The sequence below is a fragment of the Salinarimonas rosea DSM 21201 genome, assembly GCF_000429045.1.
GTDB classification, from domain to species: Bacteria; Pseudomonadota; Alphaproteobacteria; order Rhizobiales; family Beijerinckiaceae; genus Salinarimonas; species Salinarimonas rosea.
The window spans coordinates 18,852-41,572 of sequence record NZ_AUBC01000015.1; the positions used below are offsets into that span (position 1 = coordinate 18,852).

Genomic DNA, 22,721 nt, shown 5'->3' on the forward strand with positions numbered 1-22,721 from the left:
GATGGAGTTCCCGATGCGCATCGTCGCCGAACCCGTGCCGGCCCGCCCCGCGACGCCCGGCTGGGCGCTGGACTGGGGCCGTTTCGCGGAGAGCCTGGCCTGGGAGGACCTGCCGGGCGAGGTGGTCTCGCGCACGCGCCTCGTCGTGGCGGACTGCATCGCCGCGATCGCGGCGGGCGCGCAGGAGCCCGAGACGAAGGCGCTCGCCGAGCGCCTCCTGGCCACCGTCGGCGTCGGCCCGCACCCGCTCATCGGCGCGCGGCTGCGCGGGTCGGCGGCGGCCGCGGCCCTGTTCAACGGCACGGCGGGGACGACGCTCGAGCTCGACGAGGGCAACCAGTACGCCCGCGGCCATCCGGGCATCCACGTCGTGCCGGCCGCGCTGATCGCCGCGCAGCGAGCGGGCGCGACGGGCCGCGACCTCATCACGGCGATCGCGCTCGGCTACGAGGTGGGCGCCCGCATCGGCATCGCCTCGAAGCTGCGGGTCAGCATGCACCCCCACGGCACCTGGGGCACGGTGGGGGCGGCCGTCGCCGTGGCGAAGCTCCACGGCGCGTCCGCGGCCCAGATCGTCGAGGCGATGAGCGTCGCCTCCTCGCTGGGGCTGACCACGAGCCGGCGCACGATGCTCGAGGGCGGCACGGTGCGCAACAGCTTCGCCGGCTTCTCCAACCAGATCGGGCTCACCGTCTGGGACCTGGTCTGCGCCGGGTTCACCGGTGAGGCGGACGGGGTGGGCACCGTCTACGGCACCGTGGCCGCGGACGACTGGCGGCCGCAGGAGATGACGGCCGAGCTCGGCACACGCTGGGAGATCGCGCGCAACTACTTCAAGCGCCACGCCTGCTGCCGCTACAATCACGCCGCCCTCGACGCGCTGGCCCGGATCACCGCCCGCGAGCGCGTCGCGCCCGACGCGATCGAGCGGATCGAGGTGGACACCTACGTCTGGGCCGCGCAGCTCGCGAGCCCGCAGCCGCACAACATGCTCGCGGCGAAGTTCTCGCTGCCCTTCTCGATCGCCACGACGCTCGTCCACGGCGCGGCCACGGTCGACGCCTTCCGCGACGCCGCACGGGCGGACGAGCGGGTCCTCGCGCTCGCGCGGCGCGTCGTCGTGCGCGAGGACGAGGCGCTGACGGCCCGGCTGCCGGCGGAGCGTGCGGCACGCGTCCGGATCGACCTCTCCGGCGGCCGCACCGTCGAGGAGACGACCTTCACGAACCGCGGCGACACCGAGGATCCCTACGACGAGGGCGAGATCGCCGAGAAATTCCTGGAGCTCGCGACGCCCGTCTGGGGCGCGCGATCGGCAGGCTTGCTCCTCGCCACGCTGGGCCGGCTGGAAGCAGCGACGGGCCTGAACGACATCTACGCGCTGATCGCGCGTTGACGGAGAAGAGAATGGGAAATCCCACGACGCTCAAGGACCGCCTGAACGCGGACGCCATCACCGTCGCGCCCGGGGTCTACGACGCGCTGACGGCGCTCATCGCGGTCGAGGCCGGCTTCTCGGCCCTCTACCTCTCCGGCGCGGCGCAGGCCTACACGCGCCTGGGCCGCCCCGACATCGGCCTCGTCTCGATGAGCGAGGTCGCCGACCAGCTCGCGCTCATCCGTGACCGGGTCGACGCCAGCCTCGTGGTCGATGCCGACACCGGCTACGGCAACGCGCTCAACGTGCAGCGGACCGTGCGCGTCTTCGAGCGGGCGGGGGCGAGCGCTCTCCAGCTCGAGGACCAGACCTTCCCCAAGCGCTGCGGGCACCTCGCCGACAAGGGCGTGATCTCGGCGACCGAGATGGCGGGCAAGATCAAGGCCGCCGTGGACGCCCGCGCCAGCGAGGACACGCTGATCATCGCCCGCACGGACGCGGTCGCGGTCGAGGGCTTCGAGCCCGCGATCGAGCGGGCGCATCTGTACGCCGAGGCGGGCGCGGACGTGCTCTTCGTGGAGGCGCCGCGCAGCGAGGCCCAGCTCGCCGGCATCGTCTCGGCGCTCGGCGGCGTCGCGCCCCTCATGGCGAACATGGTCGAGGGCGGCCATACGCCGCTCACCGAGGCGGACGCGCTGCAGCGGCTCGGGTTCAAGCTCGTGATCTTCCCCGGCGCGATCGTGCGCGTGCTCGCCCGCACGGCGCAGGAGTTCTACCGGACCCTCGCCGCCCACGGCGCCTCGTCTCCGTTCGCCGACCGCATGTTCAGCTTCGACGAGCTCAACGCGCTCATCGGGACGCCGGAGATGCTGGCCCGCGGGGCGCGCTACGAGGCCGGCGGGACGGGCTCGGGGGGCGACGCGTGAGCAGCCTCGACCCCGTCACCTTCGCCGTGCTCGAGGGGCGGCTGTCGCAGATCGCCGACGAGATGGACGCGACGCTCTACCGCTCGGCCTTCAACCCGATCATCGCCGAGGCGCGCGACGCCTGCCACGGGCTCTACCACCGCGACACCGGGGACACGCTGGTGCAGGGGGCGAAGGGCCTGCCCATCTTCGTCGGCGCCATGGCCTTCGCCGTGCGCGCCGTGATCGACCACGTCGCGCGCTCGCGCGACCTCGCCCCCGGCGACGTCTTCCTGTTCAACGATCCGTACGCCGGCGGCACGCATCTCAACGACTTCCGGCTGGTGCGGCCCATCTTCCGCGACGGCGCGCTGTTCTGCTGGCTCGCCTCCGTGGGCCACTGGCTCGACATCGGCGGCAACGTGCCCGGCGGCTACAATCCGCGCGCGGTCGAGTGCTTCCAGGAGGGCGTGCTGATCCCGCCGGTGCGGCTGTTCCGGGCGGGCGTGCTGCAGGACGACATCGTCGCCATCCTGCGCGCCAACTCCCGCGTGCCGGACTCGAACTGGGGCGACCTCAACGGCCAGCTCAACGCCCTCGACCTCGGCGAGCGGCGCCTCCACGCGCTCGTCGACGAATACGGCGAGGCGACGATCGAGGCGGCCTTCGAGGCCTTCTCGGCACGCGCGGAAGCGCTGATGCGCGAGGCGATCCGCTCGCTGCCGGACGGGACCTACGCCTACGAGGACTACCTCGACAACGACGGCATCACGGACGAGCGGCTGACCATCGCGCTCGCGGTGACCATCGCCGGCGACGAGATGCGGCTCGACTTCTCCCGTTCGTCGCCACCCTGCCGGGGCCCGGTGAACATCGCCCGCTCGACCGCCGTCGCCGCCTGCTACGTCGCCCTGAAGCACGTCTTCACCGAGGTGCCGGCCAATGCCGGCTGCCTGCGGCCGATCGCCTTCGACATCCCCGAGACGACCTTCCTCGGCGTCTCGGCGCCCCGCCCCGTCGCCGGCTACACGGAGACGATCCTGCGCATGATCGGCGTCGTCTTCGGCGCGCTCGCCGAGGCCGATCCGGCGCGGGCGACGGCGGGGCCGTTCGGGACCATCAACGCGCTCTCGCTCTCGGGCCACCGCCCGGACGGAAAGCGCTGGGTGATGTTCACCTTCTTCGGCGGCGGCCTCGGCGGCAACCCGCAGAGCGACGGGCTCAACCACGCCAACAACCCGATCTCGACGGCGACGATGCCCCCCGCCGAGATCCTGGAGGCGTCCTATCCGGTGATGTTCACGCAATGGGCGCTGCGGCCCGACTCGGCAGGGCCGGGCGAGCATCGCGGCGGCGTCGGTGCGGTCTACGAGGTCGAGGCCCTGGCCGAGGACGGCGCGGAGGTGTCGCTGCTCGGCGAGCGCGGCAAGTACCCGCCCGCGGGCGTCGCCGGCGGCGCGCCGGCCGCTACCAACCGGTTCACCTGGGACACGGCGGACGGCCCGCGCGAGCCGCCCTTCGTCTCCAAGGTGACCGGCGTGCGCATCGAGCCGGGCGGACGCGTCCGTCTCGAGAGCCCCGGCGGCGGCGGCTGGGGCGACCCGTTCCGGCGTGCGCCGTCCGCAGTGGCGCGCGACGTCGCCAACGGGCTCGTCGGCCGGGAGGCCGCGCGGGCGGCGTACGGCGTGGCGGTGGACGTCGACGGCGTGGTGGATGCGGCGGAGACCGCTCGGCTGCGGGAGGTCGGACGATGACGGGCGCACCACCTGTTCGAGGAACACGCACATGACCGCCTCCCGCACCCTGGTCGGCGTCGACGTCGGCGGGACCTTCACCGATCTCGCCTGTTTCGACGAGGCGACCGGCACGTTCCGCACCGCGAAGGTGCCCTCGAACCGCGGCGACGAAGCGTCGGGCTTCCTGGACGGACTGTCCGCGTTCGGCGACGTCGCCGACCTCGGCGCCATCGTCCACGGCACCACGGTCGGCACGAATGCGCTGCTCGAGCGCAAGGGCGCGACGATCGGCGTGATCACCACCGCCGGCTTCCGCGACGTGCTGGAGATGCGCCGGCGCGATCGCCAGCACACCTGGGGCCTGTGGGGCGACTTCGAGCCCATCGCCGAGCGGCGCATGCGGCTGGAGGTCGCCGAGCGGACGCTGGCCGACGGCACGGTCCGGCAGGCGATCGACCCGGCCGAGGTGGCGGCTGCGGCCCGCGCGCTGCTGGCGGAGGGCGCACAGGCGCTCGCCATCGTCTTCGTCAACGCCTACGCCAACCCCGCGAACGAGCGCGCGGCGCTCGAGGCCGCCCGCGCCGTGTGGCCGAACCCGCACGTCTGCGCCTCGTCGGAGATCCTGCCCGAGATCCGCGAGTTCGAGCGCTCCTCGACGACGGCGCTCAACGCCTACCTGATGCCGGTCGTCGCCTCCTATCTCGCCAAGCTGGAGGAGGCGCTGGGCTCGGCCGCCTTCCCCGGCTCGTTCCACATCGTCCAGTCCAACGGCGGGGTGATGTCGACGGGGACCGCCCGGCGCCTGCCCGTGCGCACCGCGCTGTCTGGCCCCGCCGCCGGCGTCATCGCCGCCGCCGCCATCGCCCGGGCGGCCGGCTACGAGAACGTCATCACGGCGGATCTCGGGGGCACCTCGTTCGACGTGTCGCTGGTCGCCGGCGGCGAGGCCGCGCTCGCGGCGCAGACCACGATCGACTTCGGCCTCGTCATCCGCACGCCGATGATCGAGATCGCCACGATCGGCGCCGGCGGCGGCTCCATCGCCTCGGTCGACGCCGGCGGGCTGATCACGGTCGGGCCGGAGAGCGCGGGCTCGCGCCCGGGGCCGGTCGCCTACGGCCAGGGCAACGAGCGCCCCACCCTCACGGACGCCAACATCGTGCTCGGCCGCATCAATGCCGAGCGCCCGATCGGCGGCAAGCTCGCACGCCTCGACGTCGAGGCCGCGACGGCGGCCATCGCCCGCACCATCGGCGCGCCGCTCGGGCTCTCGCCCATGGACGCGGCGGAGGCGATCGTGAAGGTCGCCAACGCCAAGATGGCGGGCGCCATCCGGCTCGTCTCGATCGAGCGCGGGCACGACCCGGCGACCTTCGCGGCGGTGCCCTTCGGCGGCGGCGGCGCGCTTCATGCCGGGGCGCTGATCCGCGACGTCGGGCTGAAATCGGCGCTCGTGCCGCGGTATCCGGGCGTCACCTCGGCTCTGGGCTGCATCATCGCCGACATCCGCCACGATCAGGTGCTCACCCTCAACCTGATGCTCGACGGTCTCGACGAGGCCGCCCTGCAGGAGCGCCTCGCCGCGGCCGCGCGAGAGGCCCGCGCCGTCGTCGCCCGCGCGGGTCTCGCCACCGAGGGGATCGAGATCGTCACGGAATTCGACATGCACTATCTCGGGCAGACCCACACGGTCGCCGCGCGGCTCCCGGCCGGCACCGGCCTCGACGGCCGACCGGTGACGGCGGACATCGTGCGCGCGGCCTTCGAGGCGGCCTACGGCGCTGCGTTCAGCCGGCTGCTGCCGGGCATTCCGGTGAAGATCGTCTCCATGCGCACGGCCGCCATCGGCAGGCGCCCGGCCTTCGACCTGAAGGCGCTCGCCCCCGCGGCGGACGCGCGCCTCGACACCGCAGCCCGCGGCACGCGCCCGGTCTTCTTCGAGGGCGCGTTCCACGAGACCGCGATCTATGCCCGCCTCGACCTTCCCGTCGGCGCGGTGATCCCCGGGCCCGCCATCCTCGAGCAGCCCGACGCCACCACCGTCGTCGATCCCGGTCTCGTGGCGCGGGTCGACGACTTCGGCAACCTGATCGTGGAGAGGGCGCAATGACGCCGATCGATCCCACCCGCACCGCCCTCCTGATCGTCGACCTCCAGAACGACTTCCTCCACCCCGACGGCGCCTATGCCCGCGGCGGGCAGACCTCGGCGGCGATCGCCGCCCTCCCCGATCGCGTGAAGCCGCTGGCCGAGGCGATGCGCGCGGCGGGCGGGCTCGTGATCTCGGCGCAGTTCACGCTCCAGCCCGGCCGCGGGGGCGAGCCGATCGTGTCGCCGCATCTCATGGCCATGCGGCCGTTCCTGCGGCGCGGGGACTTCCTCCCCGGCTCCTGGGGCCACACGCTGGTCGACACCCTCCAGCCGGCCGACGTGGTGATCGAGAAGGTGGCCTATTCCGCCTTCTACATGACCCGCCTCGACTGGGTGCTGCGCAAGCTCGACATCGACCGGCTGCTGGTCTGCGGCATCGTCACCAATGGCGGCGTGGCGTCGACCGTGCGCGACGCCCACGTGCGCGACATCGACGCGACGGTGCTGACCGACGGCTGCGCGGCCTTCTCGCAGGAGGTGCACGATACGGCGCTCGCCGCCCTCGCCCCGGTGGCGCGCCTCGCCACGATCGCGGACGCGCTGGCGGAGATCGCGCGATGAGCACCGTCCGCTTCGAGACCCCGGACTACGACGCCGAGGCCCCCGTCCTCGTGGTCGGTGCCGGCGCCGCGGGGCTCGTCGCGGCGCTCGCCGCACGGGGTGACGGCGCCGACGTCGTGGTGCTCGAGCGCGACCCGCTGCCGCGCGGCTCGACCGCGCTCTCGGCCGGGCTCATCCCCGCCGCCGGCACCCGCTGGCAGGCAGCGGCGGGCGTCGAGGACGACCCGGAGCGCTTCGCGCGCGACATTCTCGCCAAGGCGGAGCACGAGCCCGATCCCGCGGACGTCGCGCGGCTCGCGTCCCTCTCCGCGCCCGTGCTGGAATGGCTCGCGGATGCGCATGGGCTCGATGTCTCCCTCGTCGACGACTTCCGCTATCCCGGCCATTCCGCCTTGCGCATGCACGGCCTGCCGAGCCGCTCCGGCGAGGAGCTGGTCGATCGGCTGCGGGAGGCCGCCGAGGCGGCCGACGTCGCGATCCTCACCGGCGCGCACGCCACGACCCTCTTCGCGACAGGCGATCGCCGGGTCACGGGCGTCGAGATCGCCCGGCCCGACGGGTCGTGCGAGCGCATCGGCTGCGGGGCGCTCGTGCTGGCCTGCAACGGCTACGGCGGCAACCGGGAGCTCGTCGGCAGGCACATCCCGCAGATGCGCGACGCCCTCTATTTCGGCCATCCCGGCAACCAGGGCGACGCCGTGCTCTGGGGCGAGGCGCTCGGCGCCGCGACGCGCCACCTTTCCGGCCACCAGGGCCACGGCTCGGTGGCGCATCCGCACGGCATCCTGATCACCTGGGCGTGCCTCATGGAGGGGGGTGTCCAGGTCAACGCCGAGGGCCGCCGCTTCGCCGACGAGAGCCACGGCTATTCCGAGGCGGCGGCCGGCGTGATCGCGCAGCCCGGCGGCATCGCCTACTCGATCTTCGACGCCCGGATCGCCGGGATCGCCCGCCAGTTCGAGGACTTCCGGCAGGCCGAGGCGCAGGGCGCCGTGATCGAGGCGCCCGATGCGGCGACGCTCGCCGCGCGCCTCGGCCTCCCCGCCGACGCGCTCGCCGGGACGCTGTCCGAGGTGGAGCGCCTGAAGGCGCAGGGCGCCGCCGACGCCTTCGGCCGCGATTTCGCGGGCGTCCCGCCGCTCGTTCCGCCGTACCGTGCGGTGCGCGTGACGGGCGCGCTCTTCCACACCCAGGGCGGGCTCGTGGTCGATGCGAACGCCCGCGTGCTCGACCCCGCCGGCACGCCCCTGCCCAATCTCCACGCCGCCGGCGGGGCCGCCTGCGGCATTTCCGGCTCGAAGGCGTCCGGCTACCTCTCGGGAAACGGGCTTCTCACGGCGGTCGGGTGGGGGTACGCCGCGGGGAGAGCGGCGGCCGCGCTCTCCCGCCGGCGGCCGCTCAGCTCTTCAGCCGCCATCCCGTCCTGAAGATCCAGGCCACGACGGCGAGGCAGACGAGCATGAACACGAAGGTCATGGCGAGGCTCACCGCGGGCGCCACGTCGGCGACGCCGTAGAAGCTCCAGCGGAAGCCGCTGACGAGATACAGCACCGGATTGAACAGCGCGACCGTGTCCCAGGGCTCGGGGAGCATCGTGATCGAGTAGAACGTGCCGCCCAGGAAGGCGAGCGGGGTCACCACCATCAGCGGGATCAGCTGCAGGCGCTGGAACGAGTCCGCCCAGATCCCGATGATGAAGCCGAACAGGCTGAAGGCCGTGCAGGTCAGCACCAGGAAGGCCGCCGTCCAGAGCGGGTGGAGGATCGTGTAGTCGACGAAGATGCGCGCGGTCGCCAGGATCAGGCAGCCGATCAGCACGGACTTCGTCGCCGCCGCGCCGACGTAGCCGATCACGGTCTCGACCGCCGAGACGGGCGCGGACAGGAGCTCGTAGATCGTGCCCTGGAACTTCGGCAGGTAGATGCCGAAGGACGCGTTCGTCAGGCTCTCGGTGATCACGGTGAGCATGATCAGCCCCGGCACGATGAAGGCGCCGTAGGCGATGCCCTCCACCGTGTCGATGCGCGAGCCGATGGCCGAGCCGAAGACGATGAAGTAGAGCGAGGTCGAGAGCACGGGCGCGGCGACGCTCTGCATGATCGTGCGCCGGAAGCGGTTCATCTCGAACATGTAGATGGCGCGGATGCCGTTGAGGTTCATGACGGGCGCCCCTTCACGAGCGAGACGAAGATCTCCTCGAGCGAGCTCTCGGAGGTGGCGAGGTCGCGCACCTCGATGCCGGCCTCGGCCAGGCGGCGCAGCAGGTCGGCGATGCCGGTGTCCTCGCTCTGGCTGTCGAACACGTAGGTGAGCGTGCGGCCCTCCCCGTCGAGGGAGAGCGCCGGCCGGGCGACGGCCTCGGGAATCGCCGCGATCGGCTCGCGCAGGTGCAGCACGAGCTCGCGACGGCCGAGCTTGCGCATCAGCGCGGTCTTCTCCTCGACGAGCAGGATCTCGCCCTTGTGGATGACGCCCACGCGGTCGGCCATCTCCTCGGCCTCCTCGATGTAGTGCGTCGTCAGGATGATGGTGACGCCGCGCTCGCGCAGGCGGTGCACCATCCGCCACATGTCCCGGCGCAGCTCCACGTCCACGCCGGCCGTCGGCTCGTCGAGGAACAGGATGTCGGGCTCGTGGGCGAGCGCCTTGGCGATGAGCAGGCGCCGCTTCATGCCGCCCGAGAGCGCGATGATCTTCGCGTCGCGCTTGTCCCAGAGCGAGAGGTCGCGCAGGACACCCTCGACGAAGGCGGCGTCGCGCGGCTTGCCGAACAGTCCGCGGGAGAAGGCGACCGTATCCATCACCCGCTCGAACGAATCGACGTGGAGCTCCTGCGGCACGAGGCCGATCTTGGTGCGGGCGACCCGGTAGTCGGCCACTGCGTCGTGGCCGTCGACGAGGATGCGACCCGCGCTCGGGCGCACGAGGCCGCAGATCGCCCCGATGAGCGTCGACTTGCCGGCGCCGTTCTCGCCCAGGAGCGCGAAGATCTCGCCGCGGCGGATGGCGAGGTCGACGTTCCTCAGCGCCGTGAAGCCGGAGGCGTAGGTCTTCTCCAGCCCCTCGACACGGATGACGGCGTCGTCCGCGCCGAAGGGCGGCGGCGCCGGGTGGGCATGCGCGGCGGGTCTCATGGGGTCTCCCGGGGGAGGTTCGGGGGATGCGTCTCGTCGCCTCACATGGAGGAGCGGCGCCGCTTCGTCCAGGGCTCCCGCCGCAGGGGTGCGGCGGGAGGGACCCGCTCACGGCATGACACGGCCCTCCGGCACGAGGCCGAAGCCGTCCGCGATCGCCGCGACGATGGCGTCGTGGACGGCGGCGCGGTCGGTGCCGGGCGGGTCGGTGCAGACCGCGTCGTCGCCCTCCTCGGCGAGGAGCGCGGCGCCCTCCGGCGTGCAGACCGGGAGCGCCGTGAAATGGTTCGCCGGCGCGAGCACCACGACGTCGGCCTGCGGCACGGCGCCGGCGAAACCCGAGCCTCCGGCGGTGAAATCGGTCGCGATCAGCCGGTCGCCCGCCTCCCCCAGCCCGACCAGCACCATCGTCTCGACGAGGTCCGCCGCGTGCGCTGGGCCGAGCCCGGCGTGGAGGCCCGGATCGATGGCGGCGACGCCGACGACGCGCGGGTCCCGGTACGACGCGTCCCACAGCGCCGCCTCGCGGGCGGAGAGGTCGACGCCGGCGGCGCGCAGCTCGCGGCAATGGGCGACGTGTGGCGCGGCGCTCCCGCAGAAGGCGGTGTAGGCGCCGAGGTCGCCGCGCAGCCCGCCGATGGACAGCGCGGTGAAGCCGCCGAACGAGAAGCCCGCCGCATAGATCCGGGCGGGATCGGCATGCGGCCCGAAGGTCGGGTGCGCCAGGAGCGCGTCGAGCGTGGCGGAGAGGTCCTGAGCGCGGGTCCAATGATCGAGGGCGCGCGCGTGCTCGAAGTCGCCGAAGGTGCTGCCCGGATGGTTCACGCCCACGACGATGGCGCCGCGCTCGGCCAGCCCCGCCGCGAGCCAGGCGAGCGAGCGCACGTGCCCGCCGATCCCGTGGGAGAGCAGGATCACGGGGTGCCGGCCGTCCGCCGGCGCGCCGCCCACGCGCGCATCGAGGCCGACGAAGACGGCGTTCTCGGCGACGCGGGCGCGCCTGCCACCGGCGCCCGCCGGATAGAACACGTCGCCGACGAGCGGCGCGCCGTGGTGGGCGGCGGGGGCGGTGAAGGGCGAGGTTCCGACGGGCTGGGCGGCGGCGGTGGTGCCGAGGGCGAGGAGCGCGACGGCGGCGGCGAGGCGCATGGTGGGAAGGGGCATAGTGGGAAGGGGCATGGGGCGAAGCTCCGAAGGTGTGTTCGTGACCCTTCCGGCATGCCGCGGAGCGCGGACGGGCGCGTCCGAGAACCGGTTCGAGGTCGTCCGCGAACCGGTTCTCGGTCTAGGGTGGCGCGTCCGTCCGGAGTTCCGCCGCCCCGATGCTCGTCCTGCCCGTCCCCCTCGTCGCCTCGCTGGTGCTTCTCTTCCTGCTGGTGCGGGCGCTCGCGCGCGGCGAGGGCACGCCGCTCCTCCTCGCGCTCATCGCCGCCGGCGCGGCGCAGGGCACGCTCGTCGCCCTCGTCCAGCACTACGGCGCCGCCTCCCTGCGCCCGCTCCAGCCGATGACGGCGACCCTCCTGCCGCCCCTCGCCTGGCTCGCCTTCGTCGCCGCCGCGCTGCGCCCGCTCGGCCCGCGGGACGCGGCGCACGGCGCGGTTCCGCTGCTCGCCGCGGCGAGCGTGGTGCTGGCGCCGGCGGCCGTCGACGTCGTGGTCGTGGCGACCTTCGCCGGCTACGGGCTCGCCCTCCTCCGCGCCGCGCGCCCCGGCGCCGCGCTCCCGGGCACACGGCTCGAGAGCGGCGAGGTCCCACGGCTCACCTGGCGCACGATCGGCGTCCTGCTTCTCGGCTCGGCGGCGAGCGACGCGCTGATCGCGGCGGACCAGGTGCTGCTCGCCGGCGCCTGGCGCGACCCGATCATCAGTGTCTTCACGGCGCTGGCGCTCGTCGCCATCGGCGGGCTCGCCCTGTCGCGCGACCTGCGCCCGGCCCCGGGCGAAGCGGAGCCGGCGGCGCGCGAGGCCCCTCCCCCGTCGCGCGGTCCGCGGGAGGAGGAGCAGGACGCCGCCCTCGTCGCGCGGCTCGAGGCGCTGATGGCGCGCGACGCGCCGCATCTCGACCCGGACCTCACGCTCGCACGCCTCGCCCGCCGGCTCGGCGTGCCGGCGAAGGCGCTGTCGGGCGCCGTCAACCGGGTGCGCGGCGAGAACGTCTCGCGCTTCGTCAACGGCCATCGCGTCGCGCGCGCCTGCGCGCTGCTCACGGACGGCGCGGACGTCACCCGGGCGATGCTGGAGAGCGGCTTCGGCACGAAGTCGAACTTCAACCGCGAGTTCCTGCGCGTCACCGGCGCGAGCCCCAGCGCCTGGCGGGCCGCACGCGCCGCCGTCTCCCCTATCCCATCCGGATCCGCGCCGCCGCCTCCGGCAGCAGCGCCGCCGCGCGGGCCTGCGCCGTCTCGTCCATCCGCTCCCGCGGGCCCGACAGCGTGAGCGCACCCAGCAGCCGGCCATCCTCCGCGAGCACCGGCGTCGCCACTGCGACGAGGCCCGGATTGCGCTCGCCGCGGGAGACCCGCACGCGGTCGAGCCCGTGGCGCGCGTGCGGCTCGGCCCAGCTCAGCAGAACCCAGGACGAGGCGCCCGGGCCGAGCGTCAGCCGCTGGCCCTCGTCGAGCCGCTGCCCGCCGCCGCGCGGGGAGAGCTCGCGATAGAGGCAGATGCGCTCGTCGCCCTCGCGCACGTAGTAGGACGCGCTCTCCCCCGTCTCGGCGACGAGGGCGCGCAGCACGGGGCGCACGGCGTCCCCCATGCCGAAGGTGCGCCGGTAGAGCGTGCCGAGCCGCCACAGCGACGGACCGAGCCGGAACGTGCCGTCGCCGTCCCGGCGCAGGTGGCCGAAGCGGATCAGCGAAGCGGACAGGCGCAGGATCGTCGGCTTGGGCAGGCCGGTCTCCTCGGCGAGCCGCGCGAGGCTCATCGCCCGGCGCTCCGAGCCGAAGGCCTCGAGGATCGACAGCGCCCGCTCGACGCTTTCCACCCGCTCCTCGCGCATCGCGCCCTCCGTTCCGCCTGGCGGAATGCCGGCCGTGACGTCTTGTGGCATCGCGGGCGCCGCGTCTAGCGTGGAGGCAGGGAGGAAGACGGCATGAAGCCGCTCGCAGGCATCCGCGTTCTCGACCTGACCAACGTGCTGGCCGGGCCGTTCTGCTGCCATCAGCTCGCCCATCTCGGCGCCGACGTGATCAAGGTCGAGGCGCCGGGCACCGGCGACCTCGCGCGCCAGCTCGGGGCCGACCCGACGCTCAACGCCGCGCTGATGGGGGTGTCCTTCCTGGCGCAGAACGCCGGCAAGCGCTCGATCGCGGTCGACCTCAAGCAGGAGGCCGGCCGCGAGGTGCTGCGCCGGCTGGTGGCGGGCGCGGACGTGCTCGTCGAGAACTTCCGCCCGGGCGTGATGGACCGGCTCGGCGTCGGCTACGAGGCCCTGAAGGCGGTGAACCCGCACCTCGTCTACTGCGCCATCTCCGGCTTCGGCCAGGACGGGCCGTGGACCGACCGGCCGGCCTACGACCAGATCGTCCAGGGCGTCGCCGGCGTGATGTCGATCACGGGCGATGCCGAGAGCGCCCCCTTGCGCGTCGGCTTCCCCGTGGCGGACACGATCGGCGGGCTCACGGCGGCCTTCGCGGTCGCCGCCGCGCTCCAGGCGAAGCCGCGCGGCGCCTTCCTCGACGTCTCCATGGTGGAGAGCGTCCTCGCCTCCATGGGCTGGGTCGTCTCGAACTGGCTCGTCGCGGGTGTCGCGCCGGCGCCGGTCGGCAACGAGAACGTCACCTCGGCGCCGTCCGGGACGTTCCAGGCCGCGGACGCGCCGCTCAACATCGCCGCGAACAAGGACGCGCAGTGGCGCGCGCTGGCCCGCCATCTCGGCCGCGAGGACCTGCTCGACGACCCGCGCTTCCGCACCCGCGAGGACCGCAAGGCCAACCGCGCCGCGCTCAAGGACGAGCTCGAGCGCGTCCTCGCGACGCGCCCGGCGCGGGACTGGGCACGCGAGCTGAACGGGCTCGGCGTGCCCGCGGGGGCGGTGTTCACCGTGCCGGAGATCCTCGCCCATCCGCTGGTGGCGGCGCGCGGGCTGCTCGGCAGCTTCGCCGACCCGCCGGGCGTCGGGCGCGACATCCGGCTGATGCGCACGGCGGTGCGGATCGACGGGGAGACGCCGTCGGTCGAGGCGCCGCCACCGCGGCTCGGCGAGCACAGGGAGGCGATCCTCGGCGAGCTGGGCTACGGACCCGACGAGATCGAGCGGCTGGCGCGGGAGGGTGCGGCATGAGCGAAGTGCGCAACGACGTCGCCGACTGGTGGTCGACCGCCATCATCGACATGGAGCCCGGCCGCATCGCCATCCGCGGCCGGCCGATCGAGGGCCTGATCGGGGCCGCCACCTTCCCCCAGATGATCTGGCTGATGCTGCGGGGCGACCTCCCGAGCGAGGCGCAGGCGCGGCTGCTCGAGGCGGCCCTCGTGGCGGCCGTCGACCACGGCCCGCAGGCGCCCTCGATCGCCACGGCACGCATGGCCGTGACCTGCGGCCTCGGCCTCAACGGCGCGCTGGCCTCGGCGGTGAACATGCTCGACGACGTCCACGGCGGCGCCGGCGAGCAGGCGGCGGCGCTCTACGGCGCGATCCGCGCAGCGGGCGGACCCGACGCCGCGCCGGCCGTCGTCGATCACTTCCGCGCCGAGACGAGCCGCTACGTGCCCGGCTTCGGCCACCGCTTCCACAAGCCCGTCGACCCGCGCGCGCCGCGCCTCCTCGCCCTCGTCGACGAGGCCGCCGCGGCAGGCGTGGTGGAGGGCGCCTTCGCGGCGATCGCCCGCGCGGTCGAGGCGCATCTCGCGCGCGGCGCCGGAAAGCCGGTGCCGATGAACATCGACGGTGCGACGGCGGTGATCTTCTGCGAGCTCGGCTTCCCGCCGCCGCTGGCACGGGGGCTGTTCTGCCTCTCGCGCGCGGTGGGCTGCCTCGCCCACGCCTGGGAGCAGATGGAGCAGGGCGGGCGCAACAAAGGCCCGACGCCGCCGGGCTATCGCTGGACCTACACGGGCCCCCGGGAAGGAGGTGCACCGCAGGATTGATGGACAAGACGGCGGTAGGAATGCGAGCCTGCCCCTTCGCTGCGGCCGCCGAAGGCGCGCCGCGCCAACGATAATCGACATGAAGACGGGAGAACGACCATGGCATCCATCACTCTCACCCGCCGCACCGCGCTGTCCGCCGCGCTCGGCGTCTCGCTCGCGGCGCTCGCGCTCGGTGCGAGCGCGCAGGAGAGCGCGCCGCAGATCGACAAGATCCACTTCATCGTTCCCGGCGGCGCCGGCGGCGGCTGGGACGGCACGGCCCGCGGCACCGGCGAGGCGCTGACCAACGCCGGCCTCGTCGGCACCGCGACCTACGAGAACATGTCCGGCGGCGGCAGCGGCGTGGCGATGAACTACCTGATCGAGAACGCCGAATCGAACTACGGCACGCTCCTCGTCAACTCGACGCCGCTGATCATCCGCGGCCTCAACGGCGAGATCGACACCACCTTCCGTGATCTCACCCCCGTCGCCGGCACGATCGGCGACTACGCGGCCTTCGTCGTGCGCGCCGACAGCGAGCTCGACGACATGACGGAGCTGCTCGAGGCCTTCGAGGCGAACCCGGCGTCCGTCTCCTTCGGCGGCGGCTCGGTGCCCGGAGGGATGGACCACCTCGTCGCGGCGATCGCCATGCAGGCGGCGGGCATCGACCCGCTGACGGTCAACTACATCCCCTACGATGCGGGCGGCGAAGCGATGGCGGCGCTCCTGTCGGGCGAGATCCAGGCGCTCTCCACCGGCTTCTCGGAGGCCGTGCCGCTCGCCGAGGCCGGCGAGATCAAGATTCTCGCCGTGACCGCGCCCGAGCGGGTGCCGGCGGCGCCCGACGTGCCGACGCTGCGCGAGCAGGGGATCGATTCGACCTTCATCAACTGGCGCGGCTTCTTCGCGGCGCCGGGCCTGCCGGAGGAGCAGCTCACCGCCTACCAGGACGTGCTCGAGGCGATGTACGACACGCCCGAGTGGGAGGAGGTTCGCGCCCGCAACGGCTGGGTGAACATCTTCAACCGCGGCGACGAGTTCACCGCCTTCCTCGAGGCGCAGGAGAAGGAGATGGGCGACCTGATGAAGCGCATGGGCTTCCTCTGATCGCACCCGACCGCCGAGGGCGGCCCGCCGGGTGGCGGGCCGCCCTCCCCCGTCCTCGTCGCTTCCGGGAGCCACCGTCATGGCGCTCGACCGCTGGGTGGCCGTCGTCTTCCTGACGATCTGCTGCGCCTACGGCTACACGGCCTTCTTCCTCATGGATCAGGCGGTTCCGCCGTTCATGCAGCGCAACCCCGTCTGGCCGAGCTCCTTCCCGAAGATCCTCGCCGTCGCCGGCGCCGCGCTCGCGCTCGTCGTTCTCGTCACGTCGAAGGAGAGCGCGCCGAAGGAGGGCGAGATCGACTATCGCCGGCTCGGCGAGTACGAGCTCGGGCGGGCGCTGGCGCTCGTCGGGCTGATGGTGCTCTACGCCTTCGGGCTGCACGAGGTCGGCTTCGTGGCCGCGACGGTCCTGTTCCTGGCGGTCGGCGGGGCGCTGCTCGGCGAGCGGCGCTGGCACGTGCTCCTCCCGGTCGCCCTCGTCGCGACGGTGGTGATCTGGTACCTCGTGCAGGAGGTGCTCGGCATCTACCTGCGGCCCTTCCCCGGCTTCCTCTGAAGGCGCGCGCCATGCTCGACCCGATGCTCGACGCCCTGCAGATCGTCCTCCAGCCGCGCATCCTCCTGATGGTCGTGGGCGGCTGCGTCATCGGCACGCTGATCGGCATGCTCCCCGGCCTGGGGCCGATGTCGATCATCGCCATCATGATCCCGATCGCGATCTCGATCGGCGACCCGTCGGCGGCGCTGATCCTGCTCGCCGCGGTCTATTACGGCGCGATCTTCGGCGGCTCGACCTCGTCCATCCTGATCAACGCGCCGGGCGTCGCCTCCACGGTCGCGACGAGCTTCGACGGCTTCCCGCTGGCGCGCCGCGGCGAGGCGGGCAAGGCGCTCACGGTGGCCGCGATCGCCTCCTTCGTCGGCGGCACGGTCGGCGCCGTGCTCCTGATGATCTTCGCGCCGATGCTGGCCTCGGTGGCGCTCTTGTTCCACTCCGCGGAATATTTCGCGATGATGGTGGTCGGCCTCTCGGCGATCGCCGCCTTCGCCGGCACGGGCCAGGTCGCCAAGGCGCTGACGATGACGGTGCTCGGCCTGATGATCGCCACCGTCGGCCAGGGCGCGTTGTTCAACTCGACGCGCTTCACCGGCGGCATCCTCGAGCTGCAATCCGGCATCGGCTTCATCACCCTGGCGATGGCCATGTTCGCGCTGCCCGAGGCGCTCTACCTCGTGCTCGATCCCAAGCGCTCGAAGCGTGGCGAGGGCGGCGGCTCGAGCGAGATCAAGGGCCTGCGCATCACCCGCGCGGAGGCGCGGCAGATCGCGCCGGTGATCGGGCGCCAGTCGATCCAGGGATTCCTCATCGGGGTCCTGCCCGGCGCTGGCGCGACGATCGCCTCCTTCCTCGGCTACGCGGTCGAGCGCAACATCGCCAAGGGCGCGGACCAGGCCGAGTTCGGCAACGGCTCGCTCAAGGGCCTCGCCGCGCCGGAGGCGGCGAACAACGCCGCCTGCACGGGCTCCTTCGTGCCGCTGCTGACGCTCGGCATCCCCGGATCGGGCACGACGGCGATCCTGCTCGGCGCGCTGATCGCGCTCAACGTCACGCCCGGCCCGCGGCTGATGACCGACCAGCCGGACATCTTCTGGGGCGTGATCATGTCGATGTACATCGGCAACGTCGTGCTGCTCGTGCTCAACCTGCCGCTGATCCCCTACATCGCCAAGCTGCTCGCGGTGCCGCGCACCTACCTCATCCCGTTCATCCTGTTCTTCACCCTGATGGGCGCCTATATCGGCCAGAACAACACCACCGAGCTGCTGCTGCTCGTGGGGCTCGGCGTCATGGCGACGATCCTGCGCTTCGCCGACTACCCGCTCGCGCCGCTGCTCATCGGCTTCATCCTCGGGCCGATGCTCGAGAACAACTTCGCGCGGGCGATGCAGCTCTACGGCGGGCCGAGCTTCATCCTGGAGCGGCCGATGACGCTCGGGCTGTTGGTCTTCGCAGCCGTCCTGATCGTCCTGCCGAGCTGGCGCGCCCGCCGCGCCCGGCTGCGCAAGGCGGGCGTGGCCGAGGGGGACTGATCACGCTCGGCCGCGGCGCAGCATCTCGCGCAGCCGCGCCAGGAGATCTCCGGGTCGGCAGGCTCGAGCCGCATGCCCTCGGCGGTGACTGGCGCCGGCCACGCCTCCGGGCTGCCGAGCGGCGGCGCGAGCGGCCAGACGCCCGCCTGTGGCATCTGGTCGAGCACGTCCCACAACAACGTCGCCTGGATAACGCGGCCCTCGCCGTCGGGCTGCCGGACCTCGCGGCGACGGCCTCGAGACGATCGACTTCGACGACGCCGGCACGCGGGTCTACTTCGACGACGACGCAGATTTCTTCCGCGAGCGCACCGGCTGGCTCGACGCGGACGACGGCTTCCTGGCGCTGGACCTGAACGGCAACGGCCGCGCACCCCCGGTGGACCCGACGACCCGCCGCTCCCCGACCCTCTCCGCCACGCCGCTGCCACTCCCGGACGCGGCCAACGACGATTTCGCGTTGCGCGCGGCAGCTGGGTGATCCGACGAAAGCACCTACCGAAGGTAGTGCAGCTTTCAAGCGTGAAATGTCGGTAAAAGCACGAATTAATTGCTTGGCGGCATAACCGCCGGCTTGGTAGCAGTGGGGAGCTTAGACTGGCGAGAAGTTGCGGTCAGTGGGTGAGGCGTCCGATCGATCGCTCGGGGCTGCACGCCCGATGCTTGCCCCGAAGCCAACGTCGCTCGATCCTGTCGGGAGGGGTGCGCCACGTAAATGCAGGCGGGCAGGAGTGAGTACGATGCAATCGGAAACGACCTACACCGCTTGGAAATTCCCGAGCGTCGACGATACGCTCTGGTTCACGGAGCAGGTGCGAGCCCACCCGACCTTCGGGCCGATGCTCGCGCAAGCGGGTGTCCACGGCGACATTTCCGCGGCGGACGAGAAGGCGATCGACGCCTATCTCGCCGGGCTCGCCGACGAGCGCAATCTTTCGCCGGCGCACCCCTTTACGCTGGCGGTGCCGCCGGCGTTGCTTCGCCGGATGGCCGACGGGTGGATCGACCCGAACGACGCCGCCGCGGTGCGGGCGTTCGTGGATTTCAACATCATTCGCTCGACGATGGGCAGAGCACCCGCGCCGCACGTGAGGGAACTGCTCTTCGTGACGAAAGCGATGCTCGACGACCGGTATATGAATTCGGTCGTTCGACGCATCACAGCCACTGAATTTCCTAAAGGAAAAGACATCAATCGCTGGGGCGATTTCGTCCAACAGCTGTGCAAGAAGCATGGCTTCTTGTATCGGAGCAATTTCAGCACATCCCTTGCCGTATGTCAGGGGCTATTGAATGGCAAGTATGCTGATTTTGATGATCCTGTTCTGTACGTATTTTTGAAACAGCGTGCGGATTCTAGGGTTATGCAGTGGGTTCGCTTCGGGGGTCCAAGCAATGTCTGAGAAGATGATCATTGTCGATGCGGGATCCCTCATCAACCTGTTTAAGGGCGGTGGAATACAAGGCTTGGCGCAATTGACCCGCGAAGGTAGTCGGGTTGTAATTCTACCAGATGTTTTGGCCGAGATCGGCCGGAAAGACGACGCACGCTTTTAGCCGTCGAAGCGCTGATCGAGAGCAGCCCGAGAGTCGTTAAGCCGGACTTTGATCTTTCGACGCTCGATTCGTCAGTTCCCAGCACCGACCGCGGCGACGAGGCGATCAAGCGCTTCATGGCCGGCTCCATGCCGGAGGCGCAAGCAGCTCTCGACGCGATCACCAACGGCCAGGGTGCGAAGTTCCGGCTGCTGACCGACGACGGCGCCTTCTATCGCCGCCTTCTCGCCGACGGAGCGTTCAAGCCGGGCGCGCTCGATCGGCTCGGGATGCATACCGAGCCCTACAAGGGCACCTTCGAGTTCCTGAACGAGCGTGTGGCCAACGGTCACCTCTCGGCTGACGATTACATTCTGATCCGACAGAACATCGAGGCAGACCCTGATCGCCTCAGCTCCTACAGCACGAACGCAAAAAGCGACTTCCGCTCGCAGCTGATCGACGATGCCAAGATCAAGACGCTGTATCAGCCGAGCCTCTGGCAGAAGGTCACCGGGCTGATCGACGATCCGATCGTCCTGAAGGGCGGCTTCGTCGGTGTCGCGGCGGTCATCGCCGACAAGCTCGGCATCGTCGGGGACGTCCTCTCGTTCGGGATCACCGCCGCGTACGCGGCCGACCTTCGCGAGCAGGGCGACGAGGACGCCGCCAACGAGACTTGGGTCAAGTACGTTTTCGAGACGATCGGCGGCTTCATCGGAGGCGCGCTCGGCCTCGGCGCGGTGCAGGCGTTCACCAAGGGCGTCGGCGGGCCGCTCGCGCCGATCCTCGGCGCCGTCGTCGGCGGACTGTTCGGGTCGAAGGTCGGCGCCGAGCTCGGCGAGGCCGCCTACAAGACGTACAAGGAGCTTTTCGACCCCTTCTTCGAGCGCGTCTACGACGAGATCGAGGCCAGAGCAGCTGCCGGGGAATCCCCGTCCGAAGCCTATGCCAATGCGGTCTTCTCCGCGCTCGGCTTCGATCTCACGCGTGTCGAGGGCAGCGAAGGGGAGGATTGGCTCGTCGGGCAGAAGTGGGGCGATCGCGCTGGGAATGGTGGGGACGACTTCCTGGTCGGTTTCGCGCCGGAGGCCGTGGAGGCGGGAGAACCCTTCGATCCTCAGAACCCGAACAGCGCCATCGCGGAACGAGAGTACGTACTCACGCTCGACGGTGGAGCCGGCAACGACTTCATCGTCACCATCGGCGGCGAAAAAGCCGTCACCATCGGCGGCAACGGCCGCGACTGGATCTTCAACACGTCGAAGGGCGGCATCCTCTACGGCGACACGATCGACGGGCGCAGCCCGGACGGCACGAGCCTGACCGAGAAGGAGAATTCCGACAATTTCTGGTGGTGGCCGAGCACCACCATCATGGACGCCAAGCCCAACGACGTGCTGAAGTTCTTCGGCTTCACGCTCGTCGGCGGCACGAACAACATCCCCTTCCTCGTCTCCGCGGCGGTGGGCGGGGCGCTGTGGTCGTCGGCGCCGGGGCTGGCGCTGGCGAAGAGCCCGCTCTACTTCGACAACATCCTCGTCTTCATCAACTACATCAAGAAGGGCGACGATCTCTACGTCGTCAACATGTTCGACGGCCTGGCGTCGCTGTTCGGCAATTTCGAGTTCGGCACCGCGGCGGGCGTCGACGAGGACGGCAACGCGACCGAGGTCGGCATCCGCGGCGCCATGCGCATCGTCGACTACGACGAGGCGGCCTCCGCCTGGGGCGTGGCCATCCTCAACGCGACGATCAACGACATCGCGCAGAAGGGCGGCACGCTCGGCGATCTCGGCATGGTGTTCAAGAACGCCAACCCGTTCCTCGCCATCCTCCAGATCCTGCCGCTGCCCGGCGGGCTGGGCGCGCTCGGCAAGGTGCTGGGCCTCGTCGACGAGATCACCAACCTCCAGGCGGCGCTGCTGCGCATCGCCAAGTCCATGGCCTGGGCCGCGGGCAAGGACCCGCTGGTGCTCGACCTCGACGGCGACGGCATCGAGACCATCGATTTCGACGACGCCGACACCCGCGTCTACTTCGACGACGACGGCGACTTCTTCCGCGAGCGCACCGGCTGGCTCGACGCAGACGACGGCTTCCTGGCGGCGGCCGCGCGGGCGGCCAACGACAACCTGTCCTTGCTCGCGCGCTGCGCCTGAGCCGGCGGTTCGTGGGACGTGGGGTGGTGCCGCTGTCAAGCCTAAAAATTGCGTAGAATTACGAATTTGTCGCTTGGCTGCACAACCATGGGCTTGGTAGTGGTGAATACGGGTTGGTTGTTCGGAGTTGGGCGATGGCGGGGGGCGCGCGAAAGGCGGCAAGGCCGTTGCGGATGTCATGCCGCCGCTTCGCCGCGCGTTCAGTGCTTGTAAGCTCCTCTCAGATGGCAAAGATGCTTGGTCCACCCCCGCGACCAGGAGAGAAGCCATGAGCGAAGCCGTCTGGGTCAGCAACGCCTACAGCGACACGTCACTCGTGAAGCCGTTCAATCCTGAAAACTTCGCCCGTGACAAAGGCGCAGTCACCGATCTCGCGATCCGCCACACCCGTGGCGAGACGCTGGGCTCGAACGATTTTCCGAAAACTTTCGTCTGCAAGTACCGCGACAAGAAAATGGGACGGCAGCCAGACTTCTTTGCCGCCGGCAGCTTCTGGTGCGTCAGCTCTCGTTTCGCCGACGTTCTGCGCGATTTCGATCTCGGAGGCGGGGGGCTCTACCCGGTCCGCCTGCAGCAGTACGACAGGGAGACCCCCGTCGAAGGGAGTTACTTCGGCCTGGACCTGGGATCTCAGAAGCGCTGCATATCAGAAGCCCGTTCCAGGTTACAAATTCTCGGAGCCGGCGTTCCGCCGGCAGTGCCAGCCGATCACCATGACGACGACATCGCGGTGACGGAAGATGCGCTTCTCGGTGCCGATCTCTGGACTGACCCCGGCCTATTCAAGTGTCTCTTTTTCAGCGATCGCCTCGCGACGGCGCTGAAGAGGCAGAAGCTCGCCGCGCGGTTGAAGCTCAAGCGTTGCCGCATAGTCTCAATCTAGGA

Annotated in this window: 19 protein-coding genes; 15 read left to right on the forward strand and 4 right to left on the reverse strand. The window is 71.3% G+C overall.

Going from position 1 to position 22,721, the window contains the following annotated elements; all coding sequences use genetic code 11:
- Nucleotides 1–13: 13 nt before the first annotated feature.
- From G407_RS0112730 to G407_RS0112755, 6 genes are read left to right on the forward strand one after another with little or no spacing between them, the layout of a single operon-like run.
- On the forward strand, nucleotides 14–1,396 hold the full coding sequence (locus tag G407_RS0112730; RefSeq protein ID WP_029031099.1) for an MmgE/PrpD family protein: 1,383 nt from the start codon (nucleotides 14–16) through the stop codon (nucleotides 1,394–1,396).
- Nucleotides 1,397–1,407: 11 nt separating this feature from the next.
- Entirely contained in the window at nucleotides 1,408–2,304 is an 897-nt protein-coding gene (locus tag G407_RS0112735; RefSeq protein WP_029031100.1) for an isocitrate lyase/PEP mutase family protein, read from the forward strand.
- On the forward strand, nucleotides 2,301–4,037 hold the full coding sequence (locus G407_RS0112740; RefSeq protein WP_029031101.1) for a hydantoinase B/oxoprolinase family protein: 1,737 nt from the start codon (nucleotides 2,301–2,303) through the stop codon (nucleotides 4,035–4,037). Before G407_RS0112735 ends, G407_RS0112740 begins: the two co-directional genes overlap by 4 nt.
- A 31-nt stretch (nucleotides 4,038–4,068) precedes the next feature.
- Nucleotides 4,069–6,129, forward strand: a complete 2,061-nt coding sequence (locus G407_RS0112745; RefSeq protein WP_029031102.1) for a hydantoinase/oxoprolinase family protein — start codon at nucleotides 4,069–4,071, stop codon at nucleotides 6,127–6,129.
- Nucleotides 6,126–6,731 (forward strand): cysteine hydrolase family protein, encoded by a 606-nt coding sequence (locus tag G407_RS0112750; RefSeq protein WP_029031103.1) that lies wholly within the window; start codon nucleotides 6,126–6,128, stop codon nucleotides 6,729–6,731. Before G407_RS0112745 ends, G407_RS0112750 begins: the two co-directional genes overlap by 4 nt.
- Entirely contained in the window at nucleotides 6,728–8,158 is a 1,431-nt protein-coding gene (locus G407_RS0112755; RefSeq protein ID WP_029031104.1) for an FAD-dependent oxidoreductase, read from the forward strand. Before G407_RS0112750 ends, G407_RS0112755 begins: the two co-directional genes overlap by 4 nt.
- Here the strand turns inward: G407_RS0112755 and G407_RS0112760 are convergent.
- The 3 genes from G407_RS0112760 to G407_RS0112770 all read right to left on the reverse strand — a co-directional run bounded on the left by G407_RS0112760 (nucleotide 8,130) and on the right by G407_RS0112770 (nucleotide 11,044).
- The gene (locus tag G407_RS0112760) at nucleotides 8,130–8,891 is read right to left on the reverse strand and encodes an ABC transporter permease (RefSeq protein ID WP_029031105.1); all 762 of its coding nucleotides are present in this window, start codon (nucleotides 8,889–8,891) and stop codon (nucleotides 8,130–8,132) included. The genes G407_RS0112755 and G407_RS0112760 overlap by 29 nt on opposite strands.
- Nucleotides 8,888–9,865, reverse strand: coding sequence for an ABC transporter ATP-binding protein (locus tag G407_RS0112765; protein ID WP_052341317.1), 978 nt, complete (start codon nucleotides 9,863–9,865; stop codon nucleotides 8,888–8,890). The genes G407_RS0112760 and G407_RS0112765 overlap by 4 nt, the downstream gene beginning before the upstream one ends.
- Before the next feature lie 108 nt (nucleotides 9,866–9,973).
- A complete protein-coding gene (locus tag G407_RS0112770) occupies nucleotides 9,974–11,044 on the reverse strand; it encodes an alpha/beta hydrolase family protein (protein WP_156917574.1) in 1,071 nt (356 codons plus the stop codon).
- A 143-nt stretch (nucleotides 11,045–11,187) separates the two neighbouring features.
- On the opposite strand from G407_RS0112770, the gene G407_RS27520 reads away from it, so the two are divergent.
- Nucleotides 11,188–12,300: a helix-turn-helix domain-containing protein gene (locus tag G407_RS27520; RefSeq protein WP_084327504.1), complete on the forward strand. Its 1,113-nt coding sequence runs from the start codon at nucleotides 11,188–11,190 to the stop codon at nucleotides 12,298–12,300.
- On the opposite strand, the gene G407_RS0112780 is transcribed toward G407_RS27520, so the two are convergent.
- On the reverse strand, nucleotides 12,203–12,862 hold the full coding sequence (locus G407_RS0112780) for an IclR family transcriptional regulator (RefSeq protein ID WP_029031108.1): 660 nt from the start codon (nucleotides 12,860–12,862) through the stop codon (nucleotides 12,203–12,205). The two genes, G407_RS27520 and G407_RS0112780, sit on opposite strands and share 98 nt — an antisense overlap.
- 93 nt (nucleotides 12,863–12,955) lie before the next feature.
- Here G407_RS0112780 and G407_RS0112785 point away from each other — a divergent pair, with 93 nt between their 5' ends.
- The 8 genes from G407_RS0112785 (at nucleotide 12,956) to G407_RS0112820 (ending at nucleotide 22,719) form a co-directional block, all read left to right on the forward strand.
- Nucleotides 12,956–14,146: a CaiB/BaiF CoA transferase family protein gene (locus G407_RS0112785; RefSeq protein WP_029031109.1), complete on the forward strand. Its 1,191-nt coding sequence runs from the start codon at nucleotides 12,956–12,958 to the stop codon at nucleotides 14,144–14,146.
- Nucleotides 14,143–14,952 (forward strand): citryl-CoA lyase, encoded by an 810-nt coding sequence (locus tag G407_RS0112790; RefSeq protein ID WP_029031110.1) that lies wholly within the window; start codon nucleotides 14,143–14,145, stop codon nucleotides 14,950–14,952. The genes G407_RS0112785 and G407_RS0112790 overlap by 4 nt, the downstream gene beginning before the upstream one ends.
- A 99-nt stretch (nucleotides 14,953–15,051) precedes the next feature.
- Nucleotides 15,052–16,047, forward strand: coding sequence for a tripartite tricarboxylate transporter substrate binding protein (locus G407_RS0112795; RefSeq protein WP_029031111.1), 996 nt, complete (start codon nucleotides 15,052–15,054; stop codon nucleotides 16,045–16,047).
- 79 nt (nucleotides 16,048–16,126) lie between these two features.
- Entirely contained in the window at nucleotides 16,127–16,603 is a 477-nt protein-coding gene (locus G407_RS0112800) for a tripartite tricarboxylate transporter TctB family protein (protein WP_029031112.1), read from the forward strand.
- An 11-nt stretch (nucleotides 16,604–16,614) separates the two neighbouring features.
- A complete protein-coding gene (locus G407_RS0112805) occupies nucleotides 16,615–18,138 on the forward strand; it encodes a tripartite tricarboxylate transporter permease (protein ID WP_029031113.1) in 1,524 nt (507 codons plus the stop codon).
- A 740-nt stretch (nucleotides 18,139–18,878) separates the two neighbouring features.
- The gene (locus tag G407_RS0112810) at nucleotides 18,879–19,541 is read left to right on the forward strand and encodes a hypothetical protein (protein ID WP_029031114.1); all 663 of its coding nucleotides are present in this window, start codon (nucleotides 18,879–18,881) and stop codon (nucleotides 19,539–19,541) included.
- Nucleotides 19,542–19,811: 270 nt separating this feature from the next.
- Entirely contained in the window at nucleotides 19,812–21,836 is a 2,025-nt protein-coding gene (locus G407_RS0112815; protein ID WP_029031115.1) for a hypothetical protein, read from the forward strand.
- Nucleotides 21,837–22,104: 268 nt separating this feature from the next.
- Nucleotides 22,105–22,719 carry an imm11 family protein gene (locus G407_RS0112820; protein ID WP_029031116.1) on the forward strand — a complete coding sequence of 205 codons (615 nt, stop codon included), beginning with the start codon at nucleotides 22,105–22,107 and terminating at the stop codon, nucleotides 22,717–22,719.
- Nucleotides 22,720–22,721 lie beyond the last annotated feature (2 nt).